Source organism: Gardnerella sp. DNF00571G (assembly GCF_049262695.1).
GTDB classification, from domain to species: Bacteria; Actinomycetota; Actinomycetes; order Actinomycetales; family Bifidobacteriaceae; genus Bifidobacterium; species Bifidobacterium piotii.
In genome coordinates this window covers 1,329,713-1,353,565 of record NZ_CP058396.1, presented here as the reverse complement: position 1 = coordinate 1,353,565, position 23,853 = coordinate 1,329,713, and the positions used below count along the sequence as shown (strand labels likewise).

Here is a 23,853-nt window from a genome sequence, read left to right as displayed (position 1 = left end):
AGAATGATTTTGCAAGTAAAGAATAGCCCAGATTCGATTGTGGCAAAACGCTTGTATTGCAATACGCTAGACATGATTTTCTATTCCGCTTTTTGTACGTGTTTTGGGTCAAATTTGGTACAAAATGCGTCAATTGGTTCCGCTTTTTGTTGCTCAACACGCTGATTATAACTACAAAAAGCGGAAAGTTTTCCCGAGTTTGTTTCTCTACGCACTTAAATCAGCTACAAAGTGCGGAATCAAGCGGCGCGACACGCGCGAAAAGTCTTTCCTTAAAAAAACCTGGGAAAATTCTTCAAAAACCTTGAAATGCGTATTTTTACGGTTTAAGCGTTGTTTATCCACAAATTTTACGGCGAGTGTGGCTTAATTGTGGATTAGTTTGTGTATAACATCATTTTTTTCGGTTTAGCACGTATGGCTGGGGCTTGACTTTTTCAAACGGGGGGGGGTATGTTAATAGCAAACATGGCCGCACCTAGTTTGGCCGTGTGCCACGATTCGCTTTTGGATTGTGGAGCAAATTTTTCTCTGCGCCCCTAACGCAGAGGAGAAGAAGAAAGGAAATAAAATGATGAATAAGAAGGCTATCGCCGCTTTCGCTGCTGGCGCAACTTTGCTTGCCGGCTTCGCAATGGCAACCCCAGCAATGGCTGAAGTTAAGGCTGACGGCACACTTGTTAAGAATGCTGCTCTTACAACCGTTAAGTCTGATGATAGTGATGCTGTAAAGGGTGCAAGGTACAGCTTGACTCAAGCTTACACTGCATATGAAACTGCTAAGACTAAGTTTGATGGCGACAACACTGCTATTGATGCTTACAAGGAAGCTAAGCCTGAATATAAAAATTACTCTGATGCTGCTTTGAAGACTCAAGCTGAAAAAGATAAGACTGATCAAGATGCAACTCTTAAGGGTAAGGCTGTGGCTTATTTGGCTGCTGTTGATTCTTTGGCGACTGATGCGCAAGCTTTAGATTCTGCTAAGAATGGTGTTGCTTCTGCTGAGGATCATGTTGTAGAGCTCACTAAGCCTGCTCCAGATTCAAAGCGTTCTGTCCTTGCTAAGTTGGATGACGCTAAGGAGAAGTTGGATAAGGCTCAGGAAGCAAAGGATAAGGCTTTTGCTGAGGCTGATGCTGCTTTCAATGCTAAGCATGAGGCTGAGAATAGCTTAAAGTCTGCTCAGCGTGCTCTTAAGGATTACCAGGATGAGAACGCTAAGGATAAGGGTTCTCGTGCTTACAATGCTGAAGTTGCTCGTTTGACTAAGGAAATCAATGAAGCTAAGGAAGCTTTGTCTGCTGCAAAGACCAAGTTTAATGATGCAGATAAGGCTTTCAAAGAGGCTGCTGGTAAGTTTGCTAAGGCTTTGACCGAATATGCAGGTGCTTATAAGAATGCTCAGCTTTCTAAGGCTGATGTTTCTGCATATCCAACCCCAGCTTCTTTGGCTCCTCTTGCTACTGACTATAAGTATGGCGTCAACTTTGTTCCATCTGCAACAGTTCAGCCAGGCAAGCCAGGCGCTAAGCCAGGCAAGCCAGGTGCTGCTCAGCCAGGTAAGGCTGGCGCTGCTAATGGTGCTGCCGCTGCTGGCGCTAAGACTGAGGTTGAGAACAAGAATGGCAAGGACAAGCGCGGTAACACCCACACTGGTACTGGTGTTGGCGTAACTTTGACCGCTTTGGCTGCCACCATGCTTGCTGGCATGGGTGCTGCTGTTCGCAAGGCTCGTCACTAAGCATTGCGCGCGCACTTATGCTAAGTGTGTGAGTGCGCGCTTGAAATAGGCTTGCGTTAGGCGGCGGCGCGTGTTTTGTGCTGCAGCTTGCACGCGGGGTTTAGAGTTTGCTTGGTTTGCCGAAATTTCCTTTTCTTACCGTGTAGGTTCTTTATTCTGCTTGCGGGTGCTTAATGCTTGTTGCTAGAGATGGTTTTCCGCTAGGGACGGGATTCTGTTCTTTAGTTTTAAAGGCTTGTTAGGTTTCTAACAAGCCTTTTTCTTTTACGTGTTTTGTTGTTCAATGCGCTAAGTATTTGGATATTTTTGTTTTAGAGTGATTGTGCAAGTAAAGAATAGCCCAGATTCGATTGCTGCAAAACGCTTGTATTGCAAGGCCTAAGACATGATTTTTTGCACACTTTTATCCTATAACCCAAAACGTGGTATGCGTTTAGATTGTTCAGAAGCTGAATCTTGGCTTGCTCATGTTGGTTACTATAGGCTTAGTGGATATTGGTATCCATACAGAGAGAAGTCGGATAAGCTTATGCAGCGTCTAGACACTTTTGTAACTGGAACTAATTTTCATGATATTGCTTTGCTTTATGAGTTTGATCGCAAGCTTCGTGATTACATATTTGATGGCATAGAGAGGGTTGAGGTCGCGTTAAGGGCGCAATTGTCAGCTAGACTAGGTGCCTACGCTGTCGGATGCTTGTGGTGGTTTTATCCACAGGTCAAGGTTTTGCCAGTTATTGGGTGTTCCAGTTCTGCGAAGTGGGACAAGTGTATTGTGTGGATAGTTTTCTAGTACGGTAATCAGGTTATCGGCATTACCATCAAGATCAAGCGTTGCGTGTAAGTATCGGATCAAGCTTAACTGTCCGAAAATTAGGTGCAGTGAGCTGTTGATAGGGGTCATACGAGTGTCGCGTATCTGTTTAGGTTTAATATCAAACACTCGTGTGAATAATCGTGCGTGATGTGCTGTGCAATTTCGTAGAATATTGAGTGATTTGAGCCAAGACTCTAACTGTGGTGCGCTCATCTCACAATCGCGTGCGATCTCATTGCGAACTAGGTTAGGTGAAAATCGATACAAGTAGGAGAGCATTCCCCAATCCATGACCTCTACCGCTACCCAAACAGGCAGAACGCCATCATACTGTACTCTATGATGTTCAACAAAATCCTCACGAGATAAGAGTAATGCTTGCTGATATTTCTTCAACCAAATGTCATACTCACATACACCGTGACGTGATACAGTTCGCGCTGCTGGACCAAGTTGAGTTGAATCAAGATATATTAGTGGATTAATTTGTCCAAGATAATACCCAAGTAGTGAGCGTAACGCTAACTCAATAGGAGCAAGATCCTCGAATACTGCGTGACGTAGGAGAGCGTCAAAATCATAAAGCTCAACAACCAAATCAAACGATGTTCCATCTCTAAAAACATCTAAACTTTGTCCAGTTGTAGGGTCTTGTTGACGCATGGAATGCCAGTAACCAGATAAGCGATAGTAATTGTGGGTTCGTAAAATATCGACAGCTCTATCATTGTCTTCAATTTGCATTCCACGAGAACGTAGAAGATCCACTTGTGCCTGATAAGTCTTAAATGGTTTGACCTTCACTGAAACTCCATGATAAAAAGAGACCGGCCCTGGACTCCCACCGAAGTGGGCAGCGGAACCGGTCTTGTTACTAGCGATAATAGCATACCCACCCCAAACGAGTCAATCTCTTGGTGAGGGCAACTCATTCATAAGGGTTATGAGCTTATTTTTTACACACTTTTTGTCCAGGTGGCGAATGTGCAGAAAACAGATTCGATTGCTGCAAAACGCTTGTATTCCAATGCGCTATGCGTGATTTTTACACAGTTTTGGCCGGGCGCATGCGCGAGCGTAGTCGCAAGTACAAAGATTTATCAGACGTCTGACGAATTGTAGTGATATTGGTGTAATCTACGAATCAAAAGACAAATCGAAAGATAAGTCGAAAGACAAATCAGAATACAAATCAGCTACGATTTCAAGGAGGATATCATGCTGAAAGCTAAATTTGTTGTAGGCGCATACGCATCGTTGCCAAAAACTCGCGAAGATCAAGAAAAATACTACGATTTGCTGGGTAAGCAAAGCTGGATTGACGGAACGGAGATTCCATACCCAGGAGATTTGGCAGACGCACAAAGCCGCGCGTGGCTAGCAAGCGCAATACCATCGCATTGGCATGCAAACACGATTACGGCAATTCCAGGAACAATGCGTCACATAAACTTTGACCCAGATCCAGAATTTGGACTTGCAAGCCCAAGCGAAGAAGGCAGGCATCGCGCGCTCGCATTCTTTAAGGATATTCGCGAAGCAATCGCAAACGTTGTAGACATTAGAGATAGCTGCGATATATCTCATGTAGAAATACATACGGCTCCAACTCGTTTAGCGCAAGCGGATGCAATGAAAAAGTCGTTAGAAGAACTCGCTCAGCTCGATTGGTGCGGAGCAAAGCTGGTGATTGAGCATTGCGATAGATATATTGAAAGCCAAAATCCAGAAAAAGGATTCCTGCCACTAGAAGAAGAGATTCAAATTGCAAAAGAAGCGGGAATTGGAATCACAATCAACTGGGGTAGAAGTGTTGTAGAAGAGCGAAATGCTCAAGCGGCAGTGGAGCACGTGCGTGCGGCAAGGCAGGCGGGAGTGTTGCAAGGATTAATGTTCTCGGGAGCTGGCCCAGATGCAACGCAATACGGATACGAGTGGATTGATGGCCACTTGCCAATGAACCCAGATGAGCCGACTTCGTTAATGACGTCTAAAGAAATTCAAGAAACCACTAGCGAAGCGCTAAAAGACGATTATGCAATCGACTATTTGGGCGCAAAAGTGTGCGTTCCGCAAGATGCGAGCGTGGAGGAGCGCTTGGGATATTTGGCGCGCATTCACGATGCTGTGGTTTCTGCGCAGGGTGAGTGAATAGGTAAAGTCGAGTAAATAGTAAAAATAAAGTCGCAAACGCAAGAAAGAAAACGGAAATTGTTATGAACGAAGTAAAAGATTCTCGCTCTACGTATCTTGCTTTTGATATAGGCGGAACAAAAATCGCGTACGGATTGGTGACTTTGCCAGAGTCTTTAGAATTTTCAGGGTCTAGCTTTGGTAAAGAAAGCGAAGATTGCGCTTCTCCAACAGTAGAAAACTATGGCTCTATGCCAACAGAAGCTGCAAAAGGCGGAGAAGATATAAAGAATCGCCTAGTAGCGCGCGCAAAGCAAATATTGGAAGATGCGGCGAAAAGTGGCAAAACCATTAGTGGAATTGGAATAGCGGCTGCAGGAGTGCCAAATAGCAAAACTGGCGAAATCGTAGCTGCTACAGACATTCTGCCAGGTTGGCGAGGTCAGCTAATTTATGACGCGTTTAAGAGCGTAACCGACTTGCCAGTTTATATGATTGGCGACGTTGGAGGCCACGGCCTTGGAGAAGCGATTTACGGAGCTGGACGAGGAAAGTCGATTGTGTTTTCTGTTGGCATAGGCACTGGAATTGGCGGCGCGATTATTGTAAACGGCAAGCTGTTTACGGGCGCGCACGGAGTTGCAGGACACGCTGGCCACGTTGTTAGCGATTTGGGAGTTGGCTTTGACTGCTCTTGCGGAGCGCATGCGGGCCACATTGAGCCAGTGGCTTCGGGAACTGGGCTTGCCACTCTTTACAACAGCAATCTTCCACAAGGCACCGAGCTTGCGCAAAACGGCTACGAGGTTTGCGTGCGTGCAAATTCTGGGCAGGATGCGCACGCCAAAGAAACGCTTGCTAGAAGCGGCAAGGCCTTGGGGCAGTGCGTTGCAGGAATGGCGAATCTTATAGATCCAGATGTGATTGTGCTTTCTGGGTCTGTTGTAGAAGCTGGCGATATTTGGTGGAACGCTATGCGAAGCGGATTCGAAGATTCTGCTTTAACGTTGATTAAAAGCACGCCGATTGTTAAGGGCAAGCTTGGTGGGTCTGCTCCGCTGATTGGTGCGGCTTGGGCTGTTCACTCAAATCGCGTTTAGTCGCGTTTGATTGCGATAGGTCGCGTTTAATCGCGCTAGCGTTTGATTGTGTTTAATTTTGTTTAGTTTAGTCATATTTGAAAAAAGGAGGAATCTATATGAATCCTGTGATTGAAAAAATCAAGGGCGGCCTAGTGGTTAGCTGCCAGGCATACCCAGGGGAGCCGCTTAGGCACCCAGAAACAATGGCACAAATGGCAATGGCGGCCGTAGAAGGCGGAGCCGTTGGCATTAGATGCCAGGGGTTGTCGGATATTTCTGCGATTAAAGGGCAGGTAGATGTGCCTGTAATCGGAATTTGGAAAGATGGCCACGAAGGCGTCTACATAACTCCGACTTTGCGTCATGCGCGCTGCTGCGCTGCTGCTGGAGCGGATATTATTGCGATTGATGCAACCGATAGGCCACGCCCAGATGGCTTGACTTACGAGCAAACTGTTCGCGCGTTGCACGACGAAGGCATAGTTGTTATGGCCGATTGCGGCAACTTCGACGACGCTAAGCGCGCGGCGGATTGTGGAACGGATATTATATCTACCACTTTGGCTGGCACTTCTCCTGGAAGGCCAAAAACGGACGGCCCAGATTTTGAGCTTTTAGGCCAGATTTTGCAAGCTTTCCCAGATTATCCAATTATTTGCGAAGGGCGTATTCACACTCCAGATCAGTTGCACAAGGTTATGCAGATGGGCGCTTGGGCTGCTGTTGTTGGAACTGCGATTACGCACCCAACGTCGATTACGCGCTGGTTTGCAGCAAAGTTGTAGGCGGCGAGCAGGTAGGCGAATGCGGCTGGGAGCGTTAAGGAAAAGTCGCAAGCAGCCGCAGATTTTCCAAGCGCGCGTAAGTAACAAATAAAGAAAAATAGTGGTTATATGTGTGTCGATTATGTGCGATTTTGTTCTAATTTTTCGTGATTTAAAAAATAATCAAAATTTTCACAAATTCGACACACGCATAACTTGACATCAGACATCAGACCTCTTATGTTTGAAGTAACGTGAAAATAACGCACGCGCTATAATTTAAAATGTTTTCGCATTCGAAGACGAAATGCAAAAAACCCAAACTCAATGGTGAGGAGAAAATATGGCACGAATTAACTCGAAGCTAACCGTGGCAATCGCCGCTGGTGTGGCCGCATTAATGATGCTTTCTGGCTGCGGTGGAGCTAAATCCCACAAGGCAGCAAAAGCAAAGACTGCTGTTAAAGACACAATTACCGCACAGGTTGCATACGCAAGCCGCGACTTTGCGCCATCTACAACCTCTGGCGCGTTGCCAATGGCAGCAAACTGGCACGTTACAGAGCCACTTTACGCTCTTGATTACAGCAACTTTAAGGTTTTCAACGCTCTTGCAAAGGGTGAGCCAAAGAAGATTTCCGATACCGAATACGAAGTAACAATTCGCGATGCTGCTAAGTTCTCGGACGGAACGGAAGTAACCGCAGGCGATGTAGTGTCTTCCTTTAAGCGCACAACTGCAAAGGGCAGCCTTTACATCTCTATGCTCGACTTTATTGATTCTGTAGAAGCAAAAGACAATCGTCACGTAATCTTTAAGCTAAAGAAGGCGTTCCCACTGTTCAAGCAGCGCCTTGCTTTGATTCAGATTGTTCCAACTGCAAAGTCTGATGCAGATCTTAAGAACATGCCAATCGGCTCTGGCCCATGGAAGTATGTTTCGATTACAGATAACCAGGTAAAGTTTGAGCGCAACGATCTTTACAATGGCAAGTACAAGGCACAGACCAAGAAGATGGTTTGGAATGTAACCGTTGACGATACTGCTCGCGTAACCGCAATGCAGGGCGGCAAGACCGACGTAATGGAAATGGTTCCAGCACAGGCATTCAACACTTTGAAGGCGTCTGGTTCCGAGCTTAAGACCGCACAGGGCTTTACTCTTCCATTCGTTATGTTCAACACAAAGCAGAAGCCATTCGACGACAAGCGAGTTCGCCAAGCAGTTCTCTACGCGATTGACGTAAACAAGCTGATTACCAACCAGATGAGCGGCCAGGGCGAGGCAGCAACAAGCTTCTTGCCAAAGAACTACGCAAATTACCACAAGGCAAAGAACGTTTACACCAAGAACATTGCTAAGGCAAAGAGCTTGCTTAAGGAAGCTGGCGTAAATGGCCCACTAAAGTTCACTCTTTACACAACGGACCACACTTGGATTACTCAGCTTGCTCCACAAATCAAGAACGATCTTGCAGAGATTGGTATGGATGTAGAGATCAAGTCTATGAAGTCTTCTGCACTCTACCCACAGATTACCGACCGCGACGATGCAAACTACTCCATGGTTCTTGCTCCAGGCGATCCATCCGTGTTCGGCAACGACCCAGACTTGCTTATGAGCTGGTGGTACGGCGACAACGCTTGGACCCGTCAGCGCTCCTTCTGGAAGAACTCCGAAGGATACACAAAGCTCCACGAGCTTATGGACAAGGCTTTGGCTGCAAGCAAGCCAGCAGATCGTCAGAAGTATTGGAACCAGTGCTTCGACTTGATTAGCGACGAAGTGCCTCTGTACCCACTCTTCCACCGCAAGACTACGACCGCTGTAAAGAAGGGCGCATTGGCTGAGTGGAATGCAATCGGCTCCACTGGCATCAACCTTGTAAAAGCAAAGCTAACAAAGTAGGTGCAAGTCAAAGTAACAAACTTCATTTTCCCTAACCTCTAACCGCAAAACCGGCCCAACTGTTTACCTTTCTCGCCTTTGTGCAGATGGGCCGGTTTTGTTATGCAAAAATAATAATTTTCTTCAATGGATGTGTGGATGTCTTATGAGTAATTTTCTTAGACTTTTAGGTAGGCGACTAATCGCCCTGCCGTTCATGGCATTCGGTGTTACGTTCCTCGTATTCTTCCTTATGTCATTTTCTAAATACGATCCAGCAGTTGCAGCATTAGGCGAAAACTCGTCTCCAGCAGCTCTGGCAGCCTTCCGCCACGAAATGGGCTACGACAGGCCATGGTGGGAGCAGTTTGGGTCCTACATAGTTGGACTCTTCCAAGGAAACATGGGTGTTTACGGTGTAAACAAGGATTCCGTAGCTCAGCGAGTGGCGGACGCCTTCCCAATCACCTTGCAACTAACCTTCATCGGCTTGTTAATCGCAATAGTCTTTGCAGTAATCTTTGGCGTTTTTGCAGCGCTTTACCGCGATACTTGGGTTGATCAAACGGTTCGCGTGCTTTCGATTATTGCAATTGCAACTCCATCCTTCTGGCTTGGCGTTCTTTTGATTTACGTCTTGCAAATCAAGCTCGCATGGCTCCCAGGATCTGGCGATTTTGTACCGTTCTTTGAAGATCCAGAAGCGTACATTGCAAGAATGGCAATGCCTTGCTTCGCATTAGGCCTTCCAGTAGCAGGTCAGCTTACGCGAATCATACGAACCTCGATGGTAGAAGAATTGGATAAGGATTATGTGCGAACCGCAATCGGCGCAGGTATTCCAAAGAGCGTGGTTGTTGCTAGGAACGTGTTCCGCAACGCTTTGATTACACCAATCACAACTCTTGGTATGAAGATTGGTTACCTTATGGGTGGCGCAATCGTTATTGAGGTGATTTTTGCACTACCAGGAATGGGTACCGCAATGTTCGACGGCATTAATGGCAACCAGCCAATGCTTGTGCAAGGCGTTGTTTTGGTTGTTGCAATCGCATTCATCTTTATAAACATTATTGTTGATTTGCTTTACGTGCTAATCAACCCAAGAATTAGGACGGTGTGACATGCTATTTGGAAAAAGTCAGGTAGTAGATGCCGCATCTAAGCCAGGCATCAAGTTTAACAGATTTAAAAGCATGAGCTTAGGCTCTAAAATCTCGCTTATTGTGATTGCGATATTGGCGTTCTGCGCAGTATTCGCGCGATTCCTAGCGCCATGCGACCCAGTAAAGATTACACAAAACTATCAGCCGCCAACAGGAGCGCACTGGTTTGGCACCGATAACCTTGGTAGAGACGTGTTCTCGCGCGTTATGTACGGCGCTCGCTACTCGCTGGTAATCGGCTTGTCGTCTGTGCTCTTTGCGTTGGTGATGGGCGCAATAATCGGCGCAATTGCAGCTGTGAGCCGCACTTGGATATCTGAGCTTATAATGCGATTGATTGATATAGTAATGTCTATCCCAGGAATCGCATTAGCGGCTGTGTGTCTTGCAATTCTTGGACAATCCATGATTGGTATCATCATTTCCATTGGTGTGCTTTACGTTCCACAAATCGCAAGAATTGTGCGCGCAAACATAATAAGCGAATATGGAAAAGACTACGTGCGTGCAGTAATCGTTTCTGGCGCTCGCGCACCTTGGATTTTGCTCAAGCATGTAACGCGTAATATTGCAGCTCCAGTTATGGTGTTCACAACGCTTTCTGTTGCAGACGCAATCGTGTTCGAAGCTTCTCTTAGCTTCATCAACGCTGGTATTCCAGAGCCAACGCCAACATGGGGCAACATTTTGTCTTCTGCTAAAGCAGGCGTTATCTTTGGATACTGGTGGCAGGCATTGTTCCCAGGCTTAGCAATCATGATTACCGTTTTGTGCCTTAACATTCTTTCTGAGGGCATTACGGATGCAATGGTTGCAGCTCCAACCGCTCCAGTAGCTAAGAGTGCTGCAGATGCGGATGCTGCTCGTAAGGAAGATAGGATTCTTACCGACCCAGTGGCAGCTTACAAGGAGCAGCACGATGCTTTGGTTGAGTCTTTGGCAAAGCTTCGCGAGGCCGAGTTAAAGCGTACGGATCGCTTGCAGCCAACGTCTACGGAGCCTCCAGTTATTGAAGTTAAAGATTTGTGCATTCAGTTCCCACGCTACGGCAGCGTAAATGTTGTAGACCACTTGAGCTTCTCTGTTCGTCCAGGCGAAACAATGGGCTTGGTTGGTGAATCTGGTTGCGGTAAGTCAATCACTTCGCTTGCGATTATGGGCTTGCTAGATCCAAAAGCTAAGATTAGCGGACAAATCCTGTTTAACGGCAAGGATCTTGTAAAGCTTAGCCCAAAGGAGCACAATGCTTTGCGTGGCCACGAGATTGCAATGGTTTACCAAGACGCGTTGTCTTCCTTAAATCCATCAATGCTTATTAAAGCGCAGATGAAGCAGCTAACTTCTAGAGGTGGCACTCGTAGCGCCGAAGAGTTGTTGGAGCTTGTAGGCTTGGATCCAAAGCGTACGCTTGAATCCTACCCACACGAGCTTTCTGGCGGTCAGCGTCAGCGCGTGTTGATTGCAATGGCACTTACGCGAGATCCAAAGTTGATAATCGCAGATGAGCCAACAACCGCTTTGGATGTTACTGTTCAAAAGCAGGTAATTGACCTTCTTAACGAATTGCGCGAAAAGCTTGGATTCGCAATGGTGTTTGTAAGCCACGATTTGGCTCTTGTTGCTAAGGTTGCGCACTCGATTACCGTAATGTACGCAGGCCAGGTTGTTGAGCAAGGCTCCACTAAGGAAATTCTCACCGATCCGCATCATGAGTACACGCGCGGCTTGCTTGGCTCCGTAACTTCCATTGAGGCTGGTGCTCCAAGATTGCACCAGGTTCCAGGAACGGTTCCAAGCCCGTCCGACTTCCCTAAGGGAGATCGATTCGCTCCGCGTTCTTCTCATCCAGATCAAGGACTTGACGTGCGCCCAGTAATGAAGCGCATTCCAGGAACGTGGCACTTCTACGCTGCGCCTCCAGAGCCAGAATCGGATGTGCCTTCCGCAATTTTGACCAACTCCGATAAAGGAGATGTGCGATGAACATGAATGTTAACGAAACAAACAAAACTCAAAGCGAAAATGGCGATGTTCCAATCATCGAGCTGCGCGACGCCGAAGTGGTGTTCACTACTCGAGCAGGATCTGGCTTGTTCCACAAGAATAAGATTACGGCCGTAAACAAGGTGAATCTTAAGCTTATGCCAGGCAAGACGATTGGTATTGTTGGTGAATCTGGTTGCGGAAAGTCTACTACTGCAAACATTATGTGCGGACTTCAGCAAGTTACAAGCGGCAAGGTTTTGTTCAAAGGTCAAGACGTTACGCATAGAACTGCAAAAGAGCGCATGGATATTGGACGCGTGGTTTCCGTTGTGTTCCAGGATCCAGCAATGGCTTTGAATGCGCGTATGAGTGTGATTGACCAGTTGATTGACCCGCTTGTTGTGCACAAGATTGGAAGCAAAGCTGAGCGCGATGCTAGAGCCAAGGAGCTAATCCGAATGGTTGGTTTGCCTCATTCTGTTCTTGGCGCTTTGCCAGGTCAGCTTTCTGGCGGTCAGCGTCAGCGCGTGGCAATCGCTCGTGCGCTTTCGCTTAATCCAGATGCAATAATCGCAGATGAGCCAACTTCCGCTTTGGATGTTTCTGTGCGTGCTCAGATTTTGAATCTTCTTTCCGACTTAAAGAAGAAGCTGAATCTTTCAATGGTGTTTATTAGTCACGATATTCAAACAATCCGATACATATCCGACGAAGTTGTTGTTATGAATCACGGAACGATTGTTGAGCGCGGCGAAACTCACCAGGTGATTAACAATCCGCAGGATGCGTACACAAAGATTTTGATGGGCGCAGCTCCTTCGCTTTTGCACCCAACGGAAGAAGAGTGCAAGTAGTGTGAGCGGTGCGAGCAAGCGCTAGTCGTTAGTCGCTAGTTGCTAGCTTGAATGCGGGGGCGGTCTGCTAAGACCTTGCAGTAAATCCATGCAGGCCGCCCATTAATTGCAAAATCTAAAGTCATAAATCATAAATCAATAAGTCATAAATAATAAAAAATACGAAAGAAGTTTAATCATGGCAGAAAAATTCCACGGCGTTATTCCACCAGTAGTTACGCCATTAACGGCAGACGGCGAAGTAGACGTTGTTAGCTTTGAGCGCTCTCTTAACCGAATGATTGAGGCAGGCGTAGACGGCCTATTTACGCTTGGATCTTCTGGCGAAGTTGCGTTTAGCACAGATAAGCGCCGCCGCGAAATCATTGAAACCGTAATGCGCATTGTTGACGGCCGCGTGCCAGTGTTGGTTGGGTGCATCGATACGGAAACAAACCGCGTTATTGAGCATGCAAAGGAAGCTAAGGAGCTTGGGGCTTCTGCGATTGTTGCAACAGCGCCATTCTACGCACTCGGCGGCATGGCAGAAGTTGAGCGCCACTTCCGTCTTATTCACGAAGCTGTTCCAGATTTGCCTCTGTTTGCTTACGATATTCCAGTTTGCGTGCACACAAAGCTCCCAGGTGCTTTGCTTGTAAAGCTTGGTAAAGATGGCGTACTTGCAGGCGTTAAGGATTCTTCCAACGACGACGTGTCGTTTAGGTTCCTTGTAGATGACAACAATAAGGCTGGTCACCCATTGACTTTGCTTACGGGCCAAGAGGTTGTTGTTGACGGCGCATACATGGCTGGCGCAGACGGTTCTGTTCCAGGACTTGCAAACGTTGAGGCAACTGGTTACGTGCGCATGTGGAAGGCTGCTCAGGCTGGCGATTGGGCAACGGTTAAGAAGGAGCAGGATTGGCTTTCTGCTTTGATGCGAATCGTTACTGTTCCTAGCGGGGTGGCAGGCTTTGGCGCTGGCGTTGGAGCGTTTAAGACCGCAATGGCGTTGCTCGGCGTGTTTGACACAAATCAGATGCCAGATCCAGTTTGCCCACTCAAGGGAGAAAACGTTGAAGCTGTGGCTGGCGTTCTTAAGGAAGTTGGCTTGACTTTGGCAAAGACTCCGCAAGAAGTGAGCGATTCCACAAAGTAACGGCTTAAGCGTGTGTCTTAAGTAAATAATCAAATAATCTAATAGCCTTTTACCGATGGTGCATAGTAAGTAAATAGCGTTGCGGTGTGCGTTAATTCGTATGCCGCAATGCTAATAATTGCTAATAAATGCTTACAATTACTGATTAATGTTGCTTAAAAATTGCTAATTATGCTAATTAAAGCTTTAAAGGAGAAGCAAAGATGGCAGAAGTTATTATTGTAAAAGATCAAGATGAAGCTGGCGAGCTCTACGCAAAAGCAGTTGTAGATTTGATTAGTCGCAAGCCAGATGCAGTACTTGGCTTAGCTACGGGATCTAGCCCATTAAAGGCCTACGAGCATCTTGCAAAGCTTGTTAAAGAAAATAATGTTGACGTAAGTCGCGTGCGCGGATTTGCGCTTGACGAATACATTGGATTGCCGTTAGAGCACGAACAGTCTTACCACAGCACAATCCGCAGAACCGTAACCGATTTAATCGGCCTAAACCCAGATTTAGTGCACGTTCCAGGAGATGTTCTTAACGGAGCGCCATTAAGAGAAGGCGGCAAGATTGCGCACGCTGGAGCCGACTACGATGCTGCTATTGCTGCTGCTGGCGGAATCGACGTGCAAATCTTGGGAATTGGCTCCGACGGCCACGTTGGATTCAACGAGCCAGGCTCTTCGCTTGCGTCTGGTACGCGCGTTAAAACACTAACCGAGCAGACTCGCGTAGATAATCGCAGATTCTTCGACGGAGATATTAACCAGGTTCCAACTCATTGCATAACGCAAGGAATTGGAACGATTTTGCGCGCTAAGCATCTTGTTCTTCTTGCGTTTGGCTCAAATAAGGCAGACGCAGTGGCAGCAACGCTAGAAGGCGGAGTAAGCTCGCTATGCCCAGCTTCCGCGCTTCAAATGCATCCGCACGCAACTGTGATTGTAGACGAAGACGCAGCAAGCAAGCTTAAGCTGGCAGACTACTATCGTTGGGTGTATGCAAATAAGCCATCTTGGCAGGGAATCTGATACTCAAGTCTAAAATTTAGTAACGTATTCAAAAGCACAAACTTCAAAAGCACAATCGCAGGTGAGTGAAATGTCAAAAAATGCATATTTAGACGCCGTAAAGAAGATTGATGATTCACTAAAATCAAGTGAGGGACGCAATTTTGTAGTGCGCAACGTGAGCGTTGTAGACGCGCGCGGAATTGTTCCTAACGCTTGGATTTTGGTTAAAGATGGCGTGATTCTAGAAACGGGCATTTTAGACGAAGATCTTGCGCTTGCGATTAATGCTTGCGGATTGCGCGCATCTGACTTAAGCGTTGTAGACGGGCGTGGCTGTTTTGCTGCGCCAGGCTACATTGATTTGCACGCTCACGGAGCATGGGAGCATTCGTTTGACGACGGTGCTGAGGGGATTGCCATTGCGCGCGCGTATCACATGCTTCATGGAACAACTAGGCAAGTTCTTAGCTTGATTACAAATCCTCTTGACGTAATGCAAGAGAATTTGCGTACTGTTAAGCGCGTTATGCAAACGCGACCAGATGTGCTTGGATCTCACTTAGAGGGGCCGTTCTTGGCGCTGTCTAGAAAAGGCGCGCACGACCCTAATTGCCTAGTGGATCCTACTCCCGAGCGCGTTGAGGCGTTGCTTGAGGCGGCGGATGGCACTTTGCGCCAGATTACTTTGGCTCCAGAGCGAGAACACGGCATGGAGGCGATTAAGCGCTTTGTAGAAGCTGGCGTGATCCCAGCAGTGGGGCATTGCGACGCGGATTATAAAACCGCGCGCGCGGCTTTTAACGCTGGCTCTACGCTTATGACTCACATGTTTAACGCTATGAACGGCATTCATCACCGCAAGCCAGGTCCAATCCCTGCAGCATTGGAGGATTCGCGTGTAACGATTGAGCTAATTAACGATGGCTTCCACGTTGAAAACCCAGTTTTGCGAATGGCGTTTAAGGCAGCGGCTGGAAGGATTGCGTTTGTAACGGATGCTATGGCTGCAACAGGATGCGCAGATGGCGCTTATAAGCTTGGCGCTTTAGATGTTACTGTTACGGACGGCCACGCAAGGCTTGTTTCTAATGGCGCTATTGCGGGATCTACTTTGATTCTAGAAGTTGCTATTAATCGCGCCGTTAAAGAGCTTGGAATCGGATTGCCAGAGGCGATTGCTGCTGCGACTATTGTTCCTGCTCGCGCGCTTGGAGTAGATAAGCCGAATGCTATAACTAGTGCTCCTTTGGGCTTAGTTGAAAAGGGGTACGCAGCCGATTTGCTTTTGCTTAATCCAGGAACTTTGGCAGTTGAGCACGTTTGGTGCGACGGCCATAAAATTTCGTAACGTAAATCGTATCGTTGCGATTAATCGTGATGCTGTAGTACTCAGGCATCACCATTGAAGATGAAAGAACCGCTCTCGTTTAGTTGGGGAGCGGTTCTTCCATTTATTTAGTGTTTTTGCAATCTATTAAGCAAAATCGACTGAATAGGCTCGTAATGGCTATTTACAGCTTGCCTATATCCGTCTGCGTCTCCCGCAATAGCCGTTTTTAGCATAAGTTCGTGCGCTCTAGCGGTTTTTTCAAGCTCGTCCGAAACTTCCAGCCCCAATTGTGGCAAAACAGCCATATGCACAAGCCACAAGCATCGCACGAATTGCTCTGCAATCGTATTGTTTACCGCGCGCAAAATGCCCGTGTGGAAAGCAATGTCTTGTTCCAAGAACGTTTTTCCAGCATGCGCCTCTTTTGTCATTATTTCCGAAAGCGCTTCCAGCTCTGGATGCTGCGTTCCTTTAAGTGACTCAACCACCTTATCCGCGCATCCAAGGTCTAGGAATTTTCGCATTTCTACAACGTTATTCAAGTCTTCAAAATTCTTATTAATGGAGATTAAGGAGCGAAAAGCGAGTGTTTCCACCATTGGATCAAGAGATAGCGAGCCAACAAACATGCCTTTTCCTTGCTTAACTTCCACAATGTTAAGTGCTTCCAGCTTGCGAATCGCCTCGCGCACCGATGATCTTGATGCGCCAATCAAATTGCATAGCATTGGCTCAGTTGGCAGCATGTCTTTTGGTTGCAAGCGTTCTCTTAAAATAAGCGATCTGATTGCGTCCATTGTTTCATCGCAGCGCTTTCTTGCTGCGATTGGAGCGGAGTTAGAGCTTGCTTGCAATAACGATAAGCGGTCTAGTGTTGTCATCTCATCGTCTTCGCGGCTGCTAAATGTCTCTTCCATTTTGGCTCCTTTCAGTTCGCTTGAGTCTTCTCTCTTTTGTATCTTCCATTTTTTCGTTTGTGTGTACTTTGTTTTTGTGTACTTTGTTTTTGAAACCTGCGTGCAAACTATCTTGCTGCCAAAGCGAGGAATCTATTGCTGTTATATAAATTCCAGTAGTCTCTCTTTCCCACAGTAGTTGCAAAGTTCGTTTATTGCTAGAGCTGAGGCATTGATAAACGTGATGGAACGGGTTTATACACACGCTTTTTGCCCACGTTTGCCCGCCGTCGTAGCTAAATCGCACAACTCCGCGACCGCGGTATGGCATCATTTGGCTTGCGTTTGCAAACGCTATGCAGTCGGCGGTTTCTGCGTTTTCTGCATTTTCATTGCTAAAGCAGGTTGCGCTCGGCTGGCTGAATATCTCTGGCAAACTTGTGTCAAAAATCAGCTCGCTCCAAGTTTCTCCGCAATCGTGACTAATGGCTTTGCCTACACATCCCGAGCGATTTTGATTGCGGAAGAAAGCTAGAATATCGCCATTTTTGCGTTCAACAAACACAGTTTCGGAGCTTGTTGCATCGTCGTCTTGCATTGTTGCAGGGTCTACGATTTTTCCGTTGATTAATCGCCCTTCGTTAATCATTTTGCCTCGGCTCCATGTTTTGCCGTCGTCGTCCGAAATAAGCGCTCCCGAAGAATAGTGCGATTTGCTTTGGCCGCTGCAATAAAATGGCACGAGTATTCTGCCGTAATGTTTTTCGCTGTGCCTAATAACAATTCCGTTCCCTGGGCATACTCCCGCAAAGCTCATCCACGGCTCCTTAACCATGTGGTCGATTAAGCGTGGCTCACTCCATGTTTTGCCGTCGTCGTCTGAATAGATTTGCGCTATATAACACGTTTTTTCGGCAAATAATGGTTGACTTTCGCTTGCAATTTCTGGCGATTTCCATATATTCCACGTGGAACAGTCGCAAGTTTGATTACTGTGCGAGTTGATTTTTGAATCGTCATTCAAATCGTCATGCGAATCGCAATTTTTTATACTTCCATCTGGCAAAACTAGCCACTTTGTTGCGCATTCTTTTTCGCTAGAATCGCATGGCAATTTTACGGCCGCGCTTGCGTCCATTGCCGCCGCGTAGTTGCCGCCTAAGCGGTCTATTAGCTTGATCCTTCCGCACGCGTCTACGCCTATAGCGGTTTTGCAATTTGTTAGCCCAATTCCGCCAGGATTAATGTCGATTAATACGTTAATTCTTTCGCTTTTGCCTTCTGGGTCTAAAACAGGGCAGGAGTCGATTGCGCTCGCGCCCAGTTTTCCAAGGTTTTTGCCAGGCATGTCGATTACGGTTTGCAAAGGCTCCCACGTTTTGCCGCCGTCCGCGGATCGGCGAATCACAAAGTTTATGTGGTTTGGAGCGTCGTTTGAAACGCTGGTTCGCTGGTCTGCTCCTGCGATTAGCGTTCCCATGTGCGTCTTTACAAGCGACGGTATTCTGTAGCTGCGAGAGCCAGCGTAGCCCGTGTCAAATAGTGCAGTTGTTACAAGTGGCTTTACTCTTGATATTCTTTGGATTTGGCCTTCGGTTAGTGCGCTAAAGTAGATTCCGCCTGTTCTGGCTTCGCCCATTAATCGCACTCCGCGCAAGTCTTCTCCAATGCTTACGGCGTTTAAGTCTGGTATGTTTGCAAACCAGAATTGCCCTATGTTGTGCGACTGGCTGTATCCGTCTACGTAAATGTCGGTTGCTCCGCGATTTGCGCGAATAATCAAGTCGTGCCATTCGCCGTCGTCAACGCTTGCGGCTGCTTCGATTACGCTTTTTATGCACGTTTCGCTGTCGATTAGCGTGATTTTTATGCCTTCTGGTCCTGCGTACACGCTTATTTTTTCGCTAGATTCTAGATTAGTTTTTGTTCCAACAGTTCCAGCAGCAAAAAGAACTCCGTGTTGGCCAGGGCCTCGCAATCTAAATTGAATGTGCAGCGTTCCGCTCGACTTGCAAGCTACGCGTTTTATGTCTCTTGCGCAAATCGTAGGTCCTGCAAACCATATGTCTGGCTGTGCTTGAGTGGCCGAATTTGCGATTTCTTCTGGATTTGGCAAGTGGTTTGAGTAGTAAAAGTCGTAGATTTGCGAAGATTCTGCCTGTGCTGCACACGCTTCGGCCTCTTTTTCGCTCACTCTTTGCGGCCCAAGATTTGTTGCGCTTGCAAAACATTGGTATCCGTCTAAATAGAATCGGCTTCCAAAACTTCCGTACGTTATTGCAAAATCGTGTTCGCGCCCGTCGCATGCGCCTAGCGCGTCTTCCATGTGTAGCGCAATTTCTTTCGCACCGTTTGCATCCGCGCTATCTTCTAAAAGATTTTGCGCACTAAGTAGGGGAGCATCTTCTTTAATACTTATTTTTATTATTGGAGTTGCGTGCTCTTGATGTGCGGAAGCTTGCGACTTTTGCGCGGGCTTAATATTTAATAAATCGCAATCTGTATTTGCTACAAATTTGAACCTTATTATTCCTTCGTTCTGATTTATTCCATCGTTTTTATCTTTACGATTGATGCTCGATGCGTTTTCGCTATATTTTTTGATTTCACTAGATGGTGTAATTTTTATTACGGCATGATTGAATCGCGTGTGTGCCGAACCCCCGATATTGGCAATTTCTTCACCCAGGTTCGTCGTCTTCGTTGAACGACGTTCCATTTTAGTCCTCCATGACCGTAAAAATTAAAACACCAATGTTTTAACACGTATGACGTCTTATGACGTTCACTATTCAGTCTATCACACATTTTTAAGCAAATGCACAATTGTTGCACATGATGTTGCAGTCGTTGCCACAAAATAAAAAAGAACGTTGAAAAATCAACGTTCTTAAAGAGTGCGAACGGCGGGACTTGAACCCGCACGAGTATACACTCACTGCCACCTGAAGACAGCGCGTCTACCATTCCGCCACGTTCGCATACAGACCACAAAGCTACCATATTTGCGCGCTTTTAGCAAATACTACCCTTGTGTGTTGCGCTCCGAAGTGCATTCGACTTAGAGCGCGCTCACGTCTTTGCTTGGTATTGCGCGAGGTTTGAGTATTTCTCTCCTCGCAAGTGACGCGCACTTTTGCGGATAGTTTATGAACGTTAATATTCTAAGGTTTTAGGTTTTGGGATGGCGCTATTTATTGCTCGTAGAGAAATACATCAAACCTTCTGAATATCTAGAACTTTTGCGTGGTTTTCATCGCCGAGATTCTCGATTTTTCTTCTTCATTCGATGAATCACCATTTCATGCTGAGGTTCATCTCATTCAGTGCGAAAAATCTCGAATCTCTACTTCACTTGACGTAACCTATGTAATCTTGTAACGCGTGAACAGATGTGACGCACTTTGTACCATATTTGGCCTAAATCACGTACAAAACGCGGAAAAGCAGATCATGTTGCTGCGCGGTCAAAGCGCGCAGCAACAAGCAAACTATCCACGCGATCCATTTTCATAGTAGTGCGCAAGCGACTCGTCGCGGAAGTCTTCAAAATATCCGCCGTCAATCGACGCGCGAATGTCGTCTAGAAGCTTAACAAAGAATCGCTCGTTGTGAATAGTGGCAAGCGTGTATCCGTTCATCTCTTTAGCGCGCAGCAAATGGCTAACATACATGCGCGAATAATGCGTGCAAGTGTAGCAATCGCAGCCAGCTTCAAGTGGCCCCTGGTCGTGCTTAAATTCTGCGCGCTTTACGTTGTAGCGTCCGTGGCGAGTAAAAATCGCGCCGTTTCGCCCGCATCGCGCAGGGGCAACGCAATCAAACGTATCTCCGCCGTTTTCTACGCAAGCAAAAATGTCGTCTACTGCAGCAATTCCAAGCACGTGGCGAGGGCGATTTTCTGGCATAGCATCGCAAATCCAAGCGCAAGTGTCTCCAATAATGCGCTTTTCAATCGCTCCGCCAATTCCAACGCCGTCAAAGTCGAGCGAAGCAATCTGCTGCGCCGCGCGCCTACGCAAATCCTCGTAATTCGCGCCTTGAACAACTCCATACAACGCCTGATACGGCTTTCCTAATCGCGCCTCGGTCAATCGCTTGTGTTCTTCAACGCAACGCTTAGCCCATCGGAAAGTGCGCTCAACAGACTCCTCCTGGTAGCGGCGAGTGTTCATAAGCGTTGTAAGCTCGTCGAAAGCAAACATAATATCTGCGCCAAGCTTGTGCTGAATCCCCATTGAGATTTCTGCGCTGAATCGGTGAATCGAGCCGTTTAGAGGAGACTTAAAAGTAACGCCATCTTCGTCAACGAATGCCATGCGCTCTTTGCCTTCTGCAATAACATCGTCTGACTTCATGCCAGTAACATCCATTGCAAGCGTCTTTTTAAATCCTGCACCAAGCGAAAGCACTTGGAATCCGCCAGAATCTGTAAAAGTTGGACCATCCCAGTTCATAAACTTTGCAAGGCCGCCAGCTTCGTCTAAAATGTCTTCGCCAGGGCGCTCATACAAGTGGAATGCGTTAGAAAGCATGCATTGGCCGCCCAAGTCTTTGATTGATTCTGGTAGCACGGCCTTCATTGCGCCTTGTGTTGCAACTGGCACAAACGCAGGCGTGCAAATATCGCCATGAGGCGTGCGAATCACACCAGTTCGCCCGTATCTGGCTCCGTCTTTTCCCTTGCCGTCTGCAGCATTTTCTAAACGCGTTTTTGTTGTAAACGAGAATTCGCTGCGATCTCCAGGCTTACCAGGCTCTGCTCCGCGTGGGTGTTCAATAAGATTAGTCATACCTTTTACTCTATTAGAAGGTATGACGATACGCGCATAAGTTGCGGTATTGCGCGCGGAAAAGTCGCAAGCAGCCGTTCGTTAAATTTTACGTGTTTTTATAATTTTTATAAAAATAGTTAGCTAATTTATGGGTTATATGTGGTATTTATACGGCATTTATACTACTAAATATTCAGGTAATTTTAAGAGCGGCACGTTTAACTCGTATTGTAAACGAAAAATTGTGTAAAAATTGCACATTAATTGCATATTAGCTTGTATGAATTTGTGTAATCAGATTAGAGTATGCTTTGTAAAAGATTTAAGGAGGATTAATGGCTGACGATATTTACGATTCTAAGGCCTACGATTCTAGTGAAGAGCATAATGGCAATGCTTCACAAAGCCAATCGGAGCCAACGAGCGCGCAGGAAAATCATGTGGAGCCAGAGCAGATTTATAGACCAGCTCCAGAATACGGAGCGTATGGCCCTGTAGACGCGAGTGATGCAAATAATGGTGATGCAAATAAAAATAGCGGTGATTCTAATCATTCTGGCGAATCGTTGCAAAATCAAGAGCAAATTGGCGCGAGTAATGCAAGTGTAGCGAATAGCGCAAATAGCCGTGATTATGCAAATTCAGAATACGGAAACGGTTTAGATAACCCATTTTTGCCTTATGGCGATCCATATAATGCAAATGGCGAGCAAAAGCGAACTAGATTCGGCAATCCTTACGATTTAAGCGATGACAATAGCGCGGATAGTAGTGTGGATAGTATCGATGACAATAGCGCTGATAATAGCGCGGAAAGTCAGCCTGCTGAAGCGCCAAATCAAGTGCCAGATCAAGTGCCAGATCAAGCGTCAAGCCAAACTCCAAATGTGGTTTATAAAAAGCGCGGGTTTAAGGCGGAATATAAAGAAAACTCAACAATAATGGTGGCAATTGTGTCGTCCATTATTTCTGCAATTGTGTGCGTTGTTGTAATGGCGTTTGTTCTTACTCAAGGCTTGATTCCTATTCCAGGCGCTGGAACACTTGCAGATGTGGGTGCGCAAAGTCCTTCAAAAGGAACAGCCGTAGTAAAAGGCGGTCAGTCTCCTGATTGGCGCTCGGTTGCTAAAAATGTTTCTGGCGGCGTTGTGTCTATTCAGGCGCGCAACAGCAAAAACATGAGCAAAGGCTCGGGTGCAATAATCGACAAGCAGGGTCACGTTGTTACAAACAACCACGTTATTGCTGGCATGCAACAGCTTCAAGTAACGCTTTCTAACGGTCAGATTTACAAGGCTAAGCTTGTTGGAACAGATAAAACTACTGATTTGGCTGTGCTTAAAGTAGACGGTTTGCCTAGCAGCATAAAGCCAGTTGATTTTGCGGATTCGGACGCGCTCGCAGTCGGCCAGCCAATAATGGCAATCGGAAATCCGCTTGGATACGACGATACTGCTACAACAGGCATTGTTTCTGCGCTTAATCGCCCAGTTTCTGTTATGGACGATCAAAGTCGTTCGGAAATCGTTACAAATGCTGTACAAATTGATGCCGCAATTAATCCAGGTAATTCTGGCGGCCCAACTTTCGACGCTTCTGGGAAAGTGATTGGTATTAACTCGTCTATTGCTGCAACTTCTGCAAGAGGTGGCACAGCAGGCTCTATTGGAATCGGCTTTGCTATTCCTTCTAACCTTGTTAAGCGCGTAGTAAACGAGATCATTAAGCATGGTTCTGTAAAGCACGTTGCTCTTGGAATCATGGTTAAAAGCGTAAATGTAACGCAAAATAACATTACGCGCGGAGGCGCTCAAGTGGCGTCTGTAACGCCTGGTGCTCCTGCTGCAAAGGCGGGAATGCGTGCTGGAGATACAATCGTAGCGTTTAATGGCAAGTCGGTTACAAGCAACTACTCGCTGCTTGGATTTGTGCGCGCTACCGCTTTGGGAGATAAAGCAACAATAACGGTTGTTCGTGGAAACGGAACCGTCAACTTAACTGTTAAGTTTAACCAAGAAGAAGCAGCGGTTAATGGTGCAACTCGCCAAGACCCTCGCTCGCTAAGAAAGCGCGGTAACAAGAAGCCTGATTCTTCCCAGAATAAGAGCCAAAAGGGCAGCGGCGGCGATTCTTCGGATGACGACGACGATCCTTTGGATCAGCTTCCTAGAGGCGGAGACGACGATTCCGACGATGGCGGCATTTTTGACCCATTCGGTTTCTGGTAAACTGATACCATGACTTACAAAGATTTTGGCCAACTCGCATCGGAGCGGTTTTCT

General features: G+C 46.7%; 17 protein-coding genes and 1 tRNA gene. 13 read left to right on the top strand and 5 right to left on the bottom strand.

What is annotated here, in order from left to right:
* Nucleotides 1-571 precede the first annotated feature (571 nt).
* Complete coding sequence (locus HXT30_RS05305) at nucleotides 572-1,744, top strand: hypothetical protein (RefSeq protein WP_422111480.1); 1,173 nt, start codon at nucleotides 572-574, stop codon at nucleotides 1,742-1,744.
* A 385-nt stretch (nucleotides 1,745-2,129) separates the two neighbouring features.
* Entirely contained in the window at nucleotides 2,130-2,537 is a 408-nt protein-coding gene (locus HXT30_RS05300) for an Abi family protein (protein ID WP_422111479.1), read from the top strand.
* Here HXT30_RS05300 and HXT30_RS05295 read toward each other — a convergent pair.
* Nucleotides 2,418-3,365 (bottom strand): Abi family protein, encoded by a 948-nt coding sequence (locus HXT30_RS05295; RefSeq protein WP_422111478.1) that lies wholly within the window; start codon nucleotides 3,363-3,365, stop codon nucleotides 2,418-2,420. The genes HXT30_RS05300 and HXT30_RS05295 overlap by 120 nt on opposite strands.
* A 414-nt stretch (nucleotides 3,366-3,779) precedes the next feature.
* On the opposite strand from HXT30_RS05295, the gene HXT30_RS05290 reads away from it, so the two are divergent.
* From HXT30_RS05290 to nagA, 10 genes are all read left to right on the top strand, one after another.
* Nucleotides 3,780-4,712: a DUF4862 family protein gene (locus tag HXT30_RS05290; protein WP_422111477.1), complete on the top strand. Its 933-nt coding sequence runs from the start codon at nucleotides 3,780-3,782 to the stop codon at nucleotides 4,710-4,712.
* A 65-nt stretch (nucleotides 4,713-4,777) separates the two neighbouring features.
* Complete coding sequence (locus HXT30_RS05285) at nucleotides 4,778-5,794, top strand: ROK family protein (protein ID WP_422111476.1); 1,017 nt, start codon at nucleotides 4,778-4,780, stop codon at nucleotides 5,792-5,794.
* Nucleotides 5,795-5,892: 98 nt separating this feature from the next.
* On the top strand, nucleotides 5,893-6,561 hold the full coding sequence (locus HXT30_RS05280; RefSeq protein WP_004131256.1) for an N-acetylmannosamine-6-phosphate 2-epimerase: 669 nt from the start codon (nucleotides 5,893-5,895) through the stop codon (nucleotides 6,559-6,561).
* A 322-nt stretch (nucleotides 6,562-6,883) separates the two neighbouring features.
* On the top strand, nucleotides 6,884-8,449 hold the full coding sequence (locus HXT30_RS05275) for an ABC transporter substrate-binding protein (protein ID WP_422111475.1): 1,566 nt from the start codon (nucleotides 6,884-6,886) through the stop codon (nucleotides 8,447-8,449).
* A 196-nt stretch (nucleotides 8,450-8,645) separates the two neighbouring features.
* Entirely contained in the window at nucleotides 8,646-9,551 is a 906-nt protein-coding gene (locus HXT30_RS05270) for an ABC transporter permease (RefSeq protein ID WP_004131261.1), read from the top strand.
* 1 nt (nucleotide 9,552) lies between these two features.
* On the top strand, nucleotides 9,553-11,577 hold the full coding sequence (locus tag HXT30_RS05265) for a dipeptide/oligopeptide/nickel ABC transporter permease/ATP-binding protein (protein WP_004131264.1): 2,025 nt from the start codon (nucleotides 9,553-9,555) through the stop codon (nucleotides 11,575-11,577).
* A complete protein-coding gene (locus tag HXT30_RS05260; protein ID WP_016635891.1) occupies nucleotides 11,574-12,434 on the top strand; it encodes an ABC transporter ATP-binding protein in 861 nt (286 codons plus the stop codon). Before HXT30_RS05265 ends, HXT30_RS05260 begins: the two co-directional genes overlap by 4 nt.
* A 178-nt stretch (nucleotides 12,435-12,612) precedes the next feature.
* Nucleotides 12,613-13,572: a dihydrodipicolinate synthase family protein gene (locus HXT30_RS05255; protein ID WP_422111474.1), complete on the top strand. Its 960-nt coding sequence runs from the start codon at nucleotides 12,613-12,615 to the stop codon at nucleotides 13,570-13,572.
* Nucleotides 13,573-13,775: 203 nt separating this feature from the next.
* Nucleotides 13,776-14,588, top strand: coding sequence for a glucosamine-6-phosphate deaminase (gene nagB, locus HXT30_RS05250; RefSeq protein ID WP_422111473.1), 813 nt, complete (start codon nucleotides 13,776-13,778; stop codon nucleotides 14,586-14,588).
* A 70-nt stretch (nucleotides 14,589-14,658) separates the two neighbouring features.
* Entirely contained in the window at nucleotides 14,659-15,918 is a 1,260-nt protein-coding gene (nagA, locus tag HXT30_RS05245; protein ID WP_422111472.1) for an N-acetylglucosamine-6-phosphate deacetylase, read from the top strand.
* A 107-nt stretch (nucleotides 15,919-16,025) separates the two neighbouring features.
* On the opposite strand, the gene HXT30_RS05240 is transcribed toward nagA, so the two are convergent.
* From HXT30_RS05240 to tgt, 4 genes are all read right to left on the bottom strand, one after another.
* Nucleotides 16,026-16,817, bottom strand: a complete 792-nt coding sequence (locus tag HXT30_RS05240) for a FadR/GntR family transcriptional regulator (RefSeq protein WP_422111471.1) — start codon at nucleotides 16,815-16,817, stop codon at nucleotides 16,026-16,028.
* Nucleotides 16,801-19,515: a sialidase family protein gene (locus tag HXT30_RS05235; RefSeq protein ID WP_422111470.1), complete on the bottom strand. Its 2,715-nt coding sequence runs from the start codon at nucleotides 19,513-19,515 to the stop codon at nucleotides 16,801-16,803. The genes HXT30_RS05240 and HXT30_RS05235 overlap by 17 nt, the downstream gene beginning before the upstream one ends.
* Before the next feature lie 179 nt (nucleotides 19,516-19,694).
* Nucleotides 19,695-19,777, bottom strand: a tRNA-Leu gene (locus HXT30_RS05230).
* 510 nt (nucleotides 19,778-20,287) lie between these two features.
* On the bottom strand, nucleotides 20,288-21,589 hold the full coding sequence (gene tgt, locus HXT30_RS05225) for a tRNA guanosine(34) transglycosylase Tgt (protein ID WP_422111469.1): 1,302 nt from the start codon (nucleotides 21,587-21,589) through the stop codon (nucleotides 20,288-20,290).
* 317 nt (nucleotides 21,590-21,906) lie between these two features.
* Between tgt and HXT30_RS05220 the strand changes: the two genes are divergently transcribed.
* Nucleotides 21,907-23,799: a S1C family serine protease gene (locus HXT30_RS05220; protein WP_422111468.1), complete on the top strand. Its 1,893-nt coding sequence runs from the start codon at nucleotides 21,907-21,909 to the stop codon at nucleotides 23,797-23,799.
* The last annotated feature ends 54 nt before the right edge of the window (nucleotides 23,800-23,853 follow it).

What these genes read in the sequence shown, in the direction of transcription:
- HXT30_RS05305 (WP_422111480.1), top strand. Translation starts at nt 572, where the DNA reads ATGATGAATAAGAAGGCTATCGCCGCTTTCGCTGCTGGCGCAACTTTG.
- HXT30_RS05300 (WP_422111479.1), top strand. Translation starts at nt 2,130, where the DNA reads ATGATTTTTTGCACACTTTTATCCTATAACCCAAAACGTGGTATGCGT.
- HXT30_RS05290 (WP_422111477.1), top strand. Translation starts at nt 3,780, where the DNA reads ATGCTGAAAGCTAAATTTGTTGTAGGCGCATACGCATCGTTGCCAAAA.
- HXT30_RS05285 (WP_422111476.1), top strand. Translation starts at nt 4,778, where the DNA reads ATGAACGAAGTAAAAGATTCTCGCTCTACGTATCTTGCTTTTGATATA.
- HXT30_RS05280 (WP_004131256.1), top strand. Translation starts at nt 5,893, where the DNA reads ATGAATCCTGTGATTGAAAAAATCAAGGGCGGCCTAGTGGTTAGCTGC.
- HXT30_RS05275 (WP_422111475.1), top strand. Translation starts at nt 6,884, where the DNA reads ATGGCACGAATTAACTCGAAGCTAACCGTGGCAATCGCCGCTGGTGTG.
- HXT30_RS05270 (WP_004131261.1), top strand. Translation starts at nt 8,646, where the DNA reads ATGGCATTCGGTGTTACGTTCCTCGTATTCTTCCTTATGTCATTTTCT.
- HXT30_RS05265 (WP_004131264.1), top strand. Translation starts at nt 9,553, where the DNA reads ATGCTATTTGGAAAAAGTCAGGTAGTAGATGCCGCATCTAAGCCAGGC.
- HXT30_RS05260 (WP_016635891.1), top strand. Translation starts at nt 11,574, where the DNA reads ATGAACATGAATGTTAACGAAACAAACAAAACTCAAAGCGAAAATGGC.
- HXT30_RS05255 (WP_422111474.1), top strand. Translation starts at nt 12,613, where the DNA reads ATGGCAGAAAAATTCCACGGCGTTATTCCACCAGTAGTTACGCCATTA.
- nagB (WP_422111473.1), top strand. Translation starts at nt 13,776, where the DNA reads ATGGCAGAAGTTATTATTGTAAAAGATCAAGATGAAGCTGGCGAGCTC.
- nagA (WP_422111472.1), top strand. Translation starts at nt 14,659, where the DNA reads ATGTCAAAAAATGCATATTTAGACGCCGTAAAGAAGATTGATGATTCA.
- HXT30_RS05240 (WP_422111471.1), bottom strand. Translation starts at nt 16,817, where the DNA reads ATGGAAGAGACATTTAGCAGCCGCGAAGACGATGAGATGACAACACTA.
- HXT30_RS05235 (WP_422111470.1), bottom strand. Translation starts at nt 19,515, where the DNA reads ATGGAACGTCGTTCAACGAAGACGACGAACCTGGGTGAAGAAATTGCC.
- tgt (WP_422111469.1), bottom strand. Translation starts at nt 21,589, where the DNA reads ATGACTAATCTTATTGAACACCCACGCGGAGCAGAGCCTGGTAAGCCT.
- HXT30_RS05220 (WP_422111468.1), top strand. Translation starts at nt 21,907, where the DNA reads ATGGCTGACGATATTTACGATTCTAAGGCCTACGATTCTAGTGAAGAG.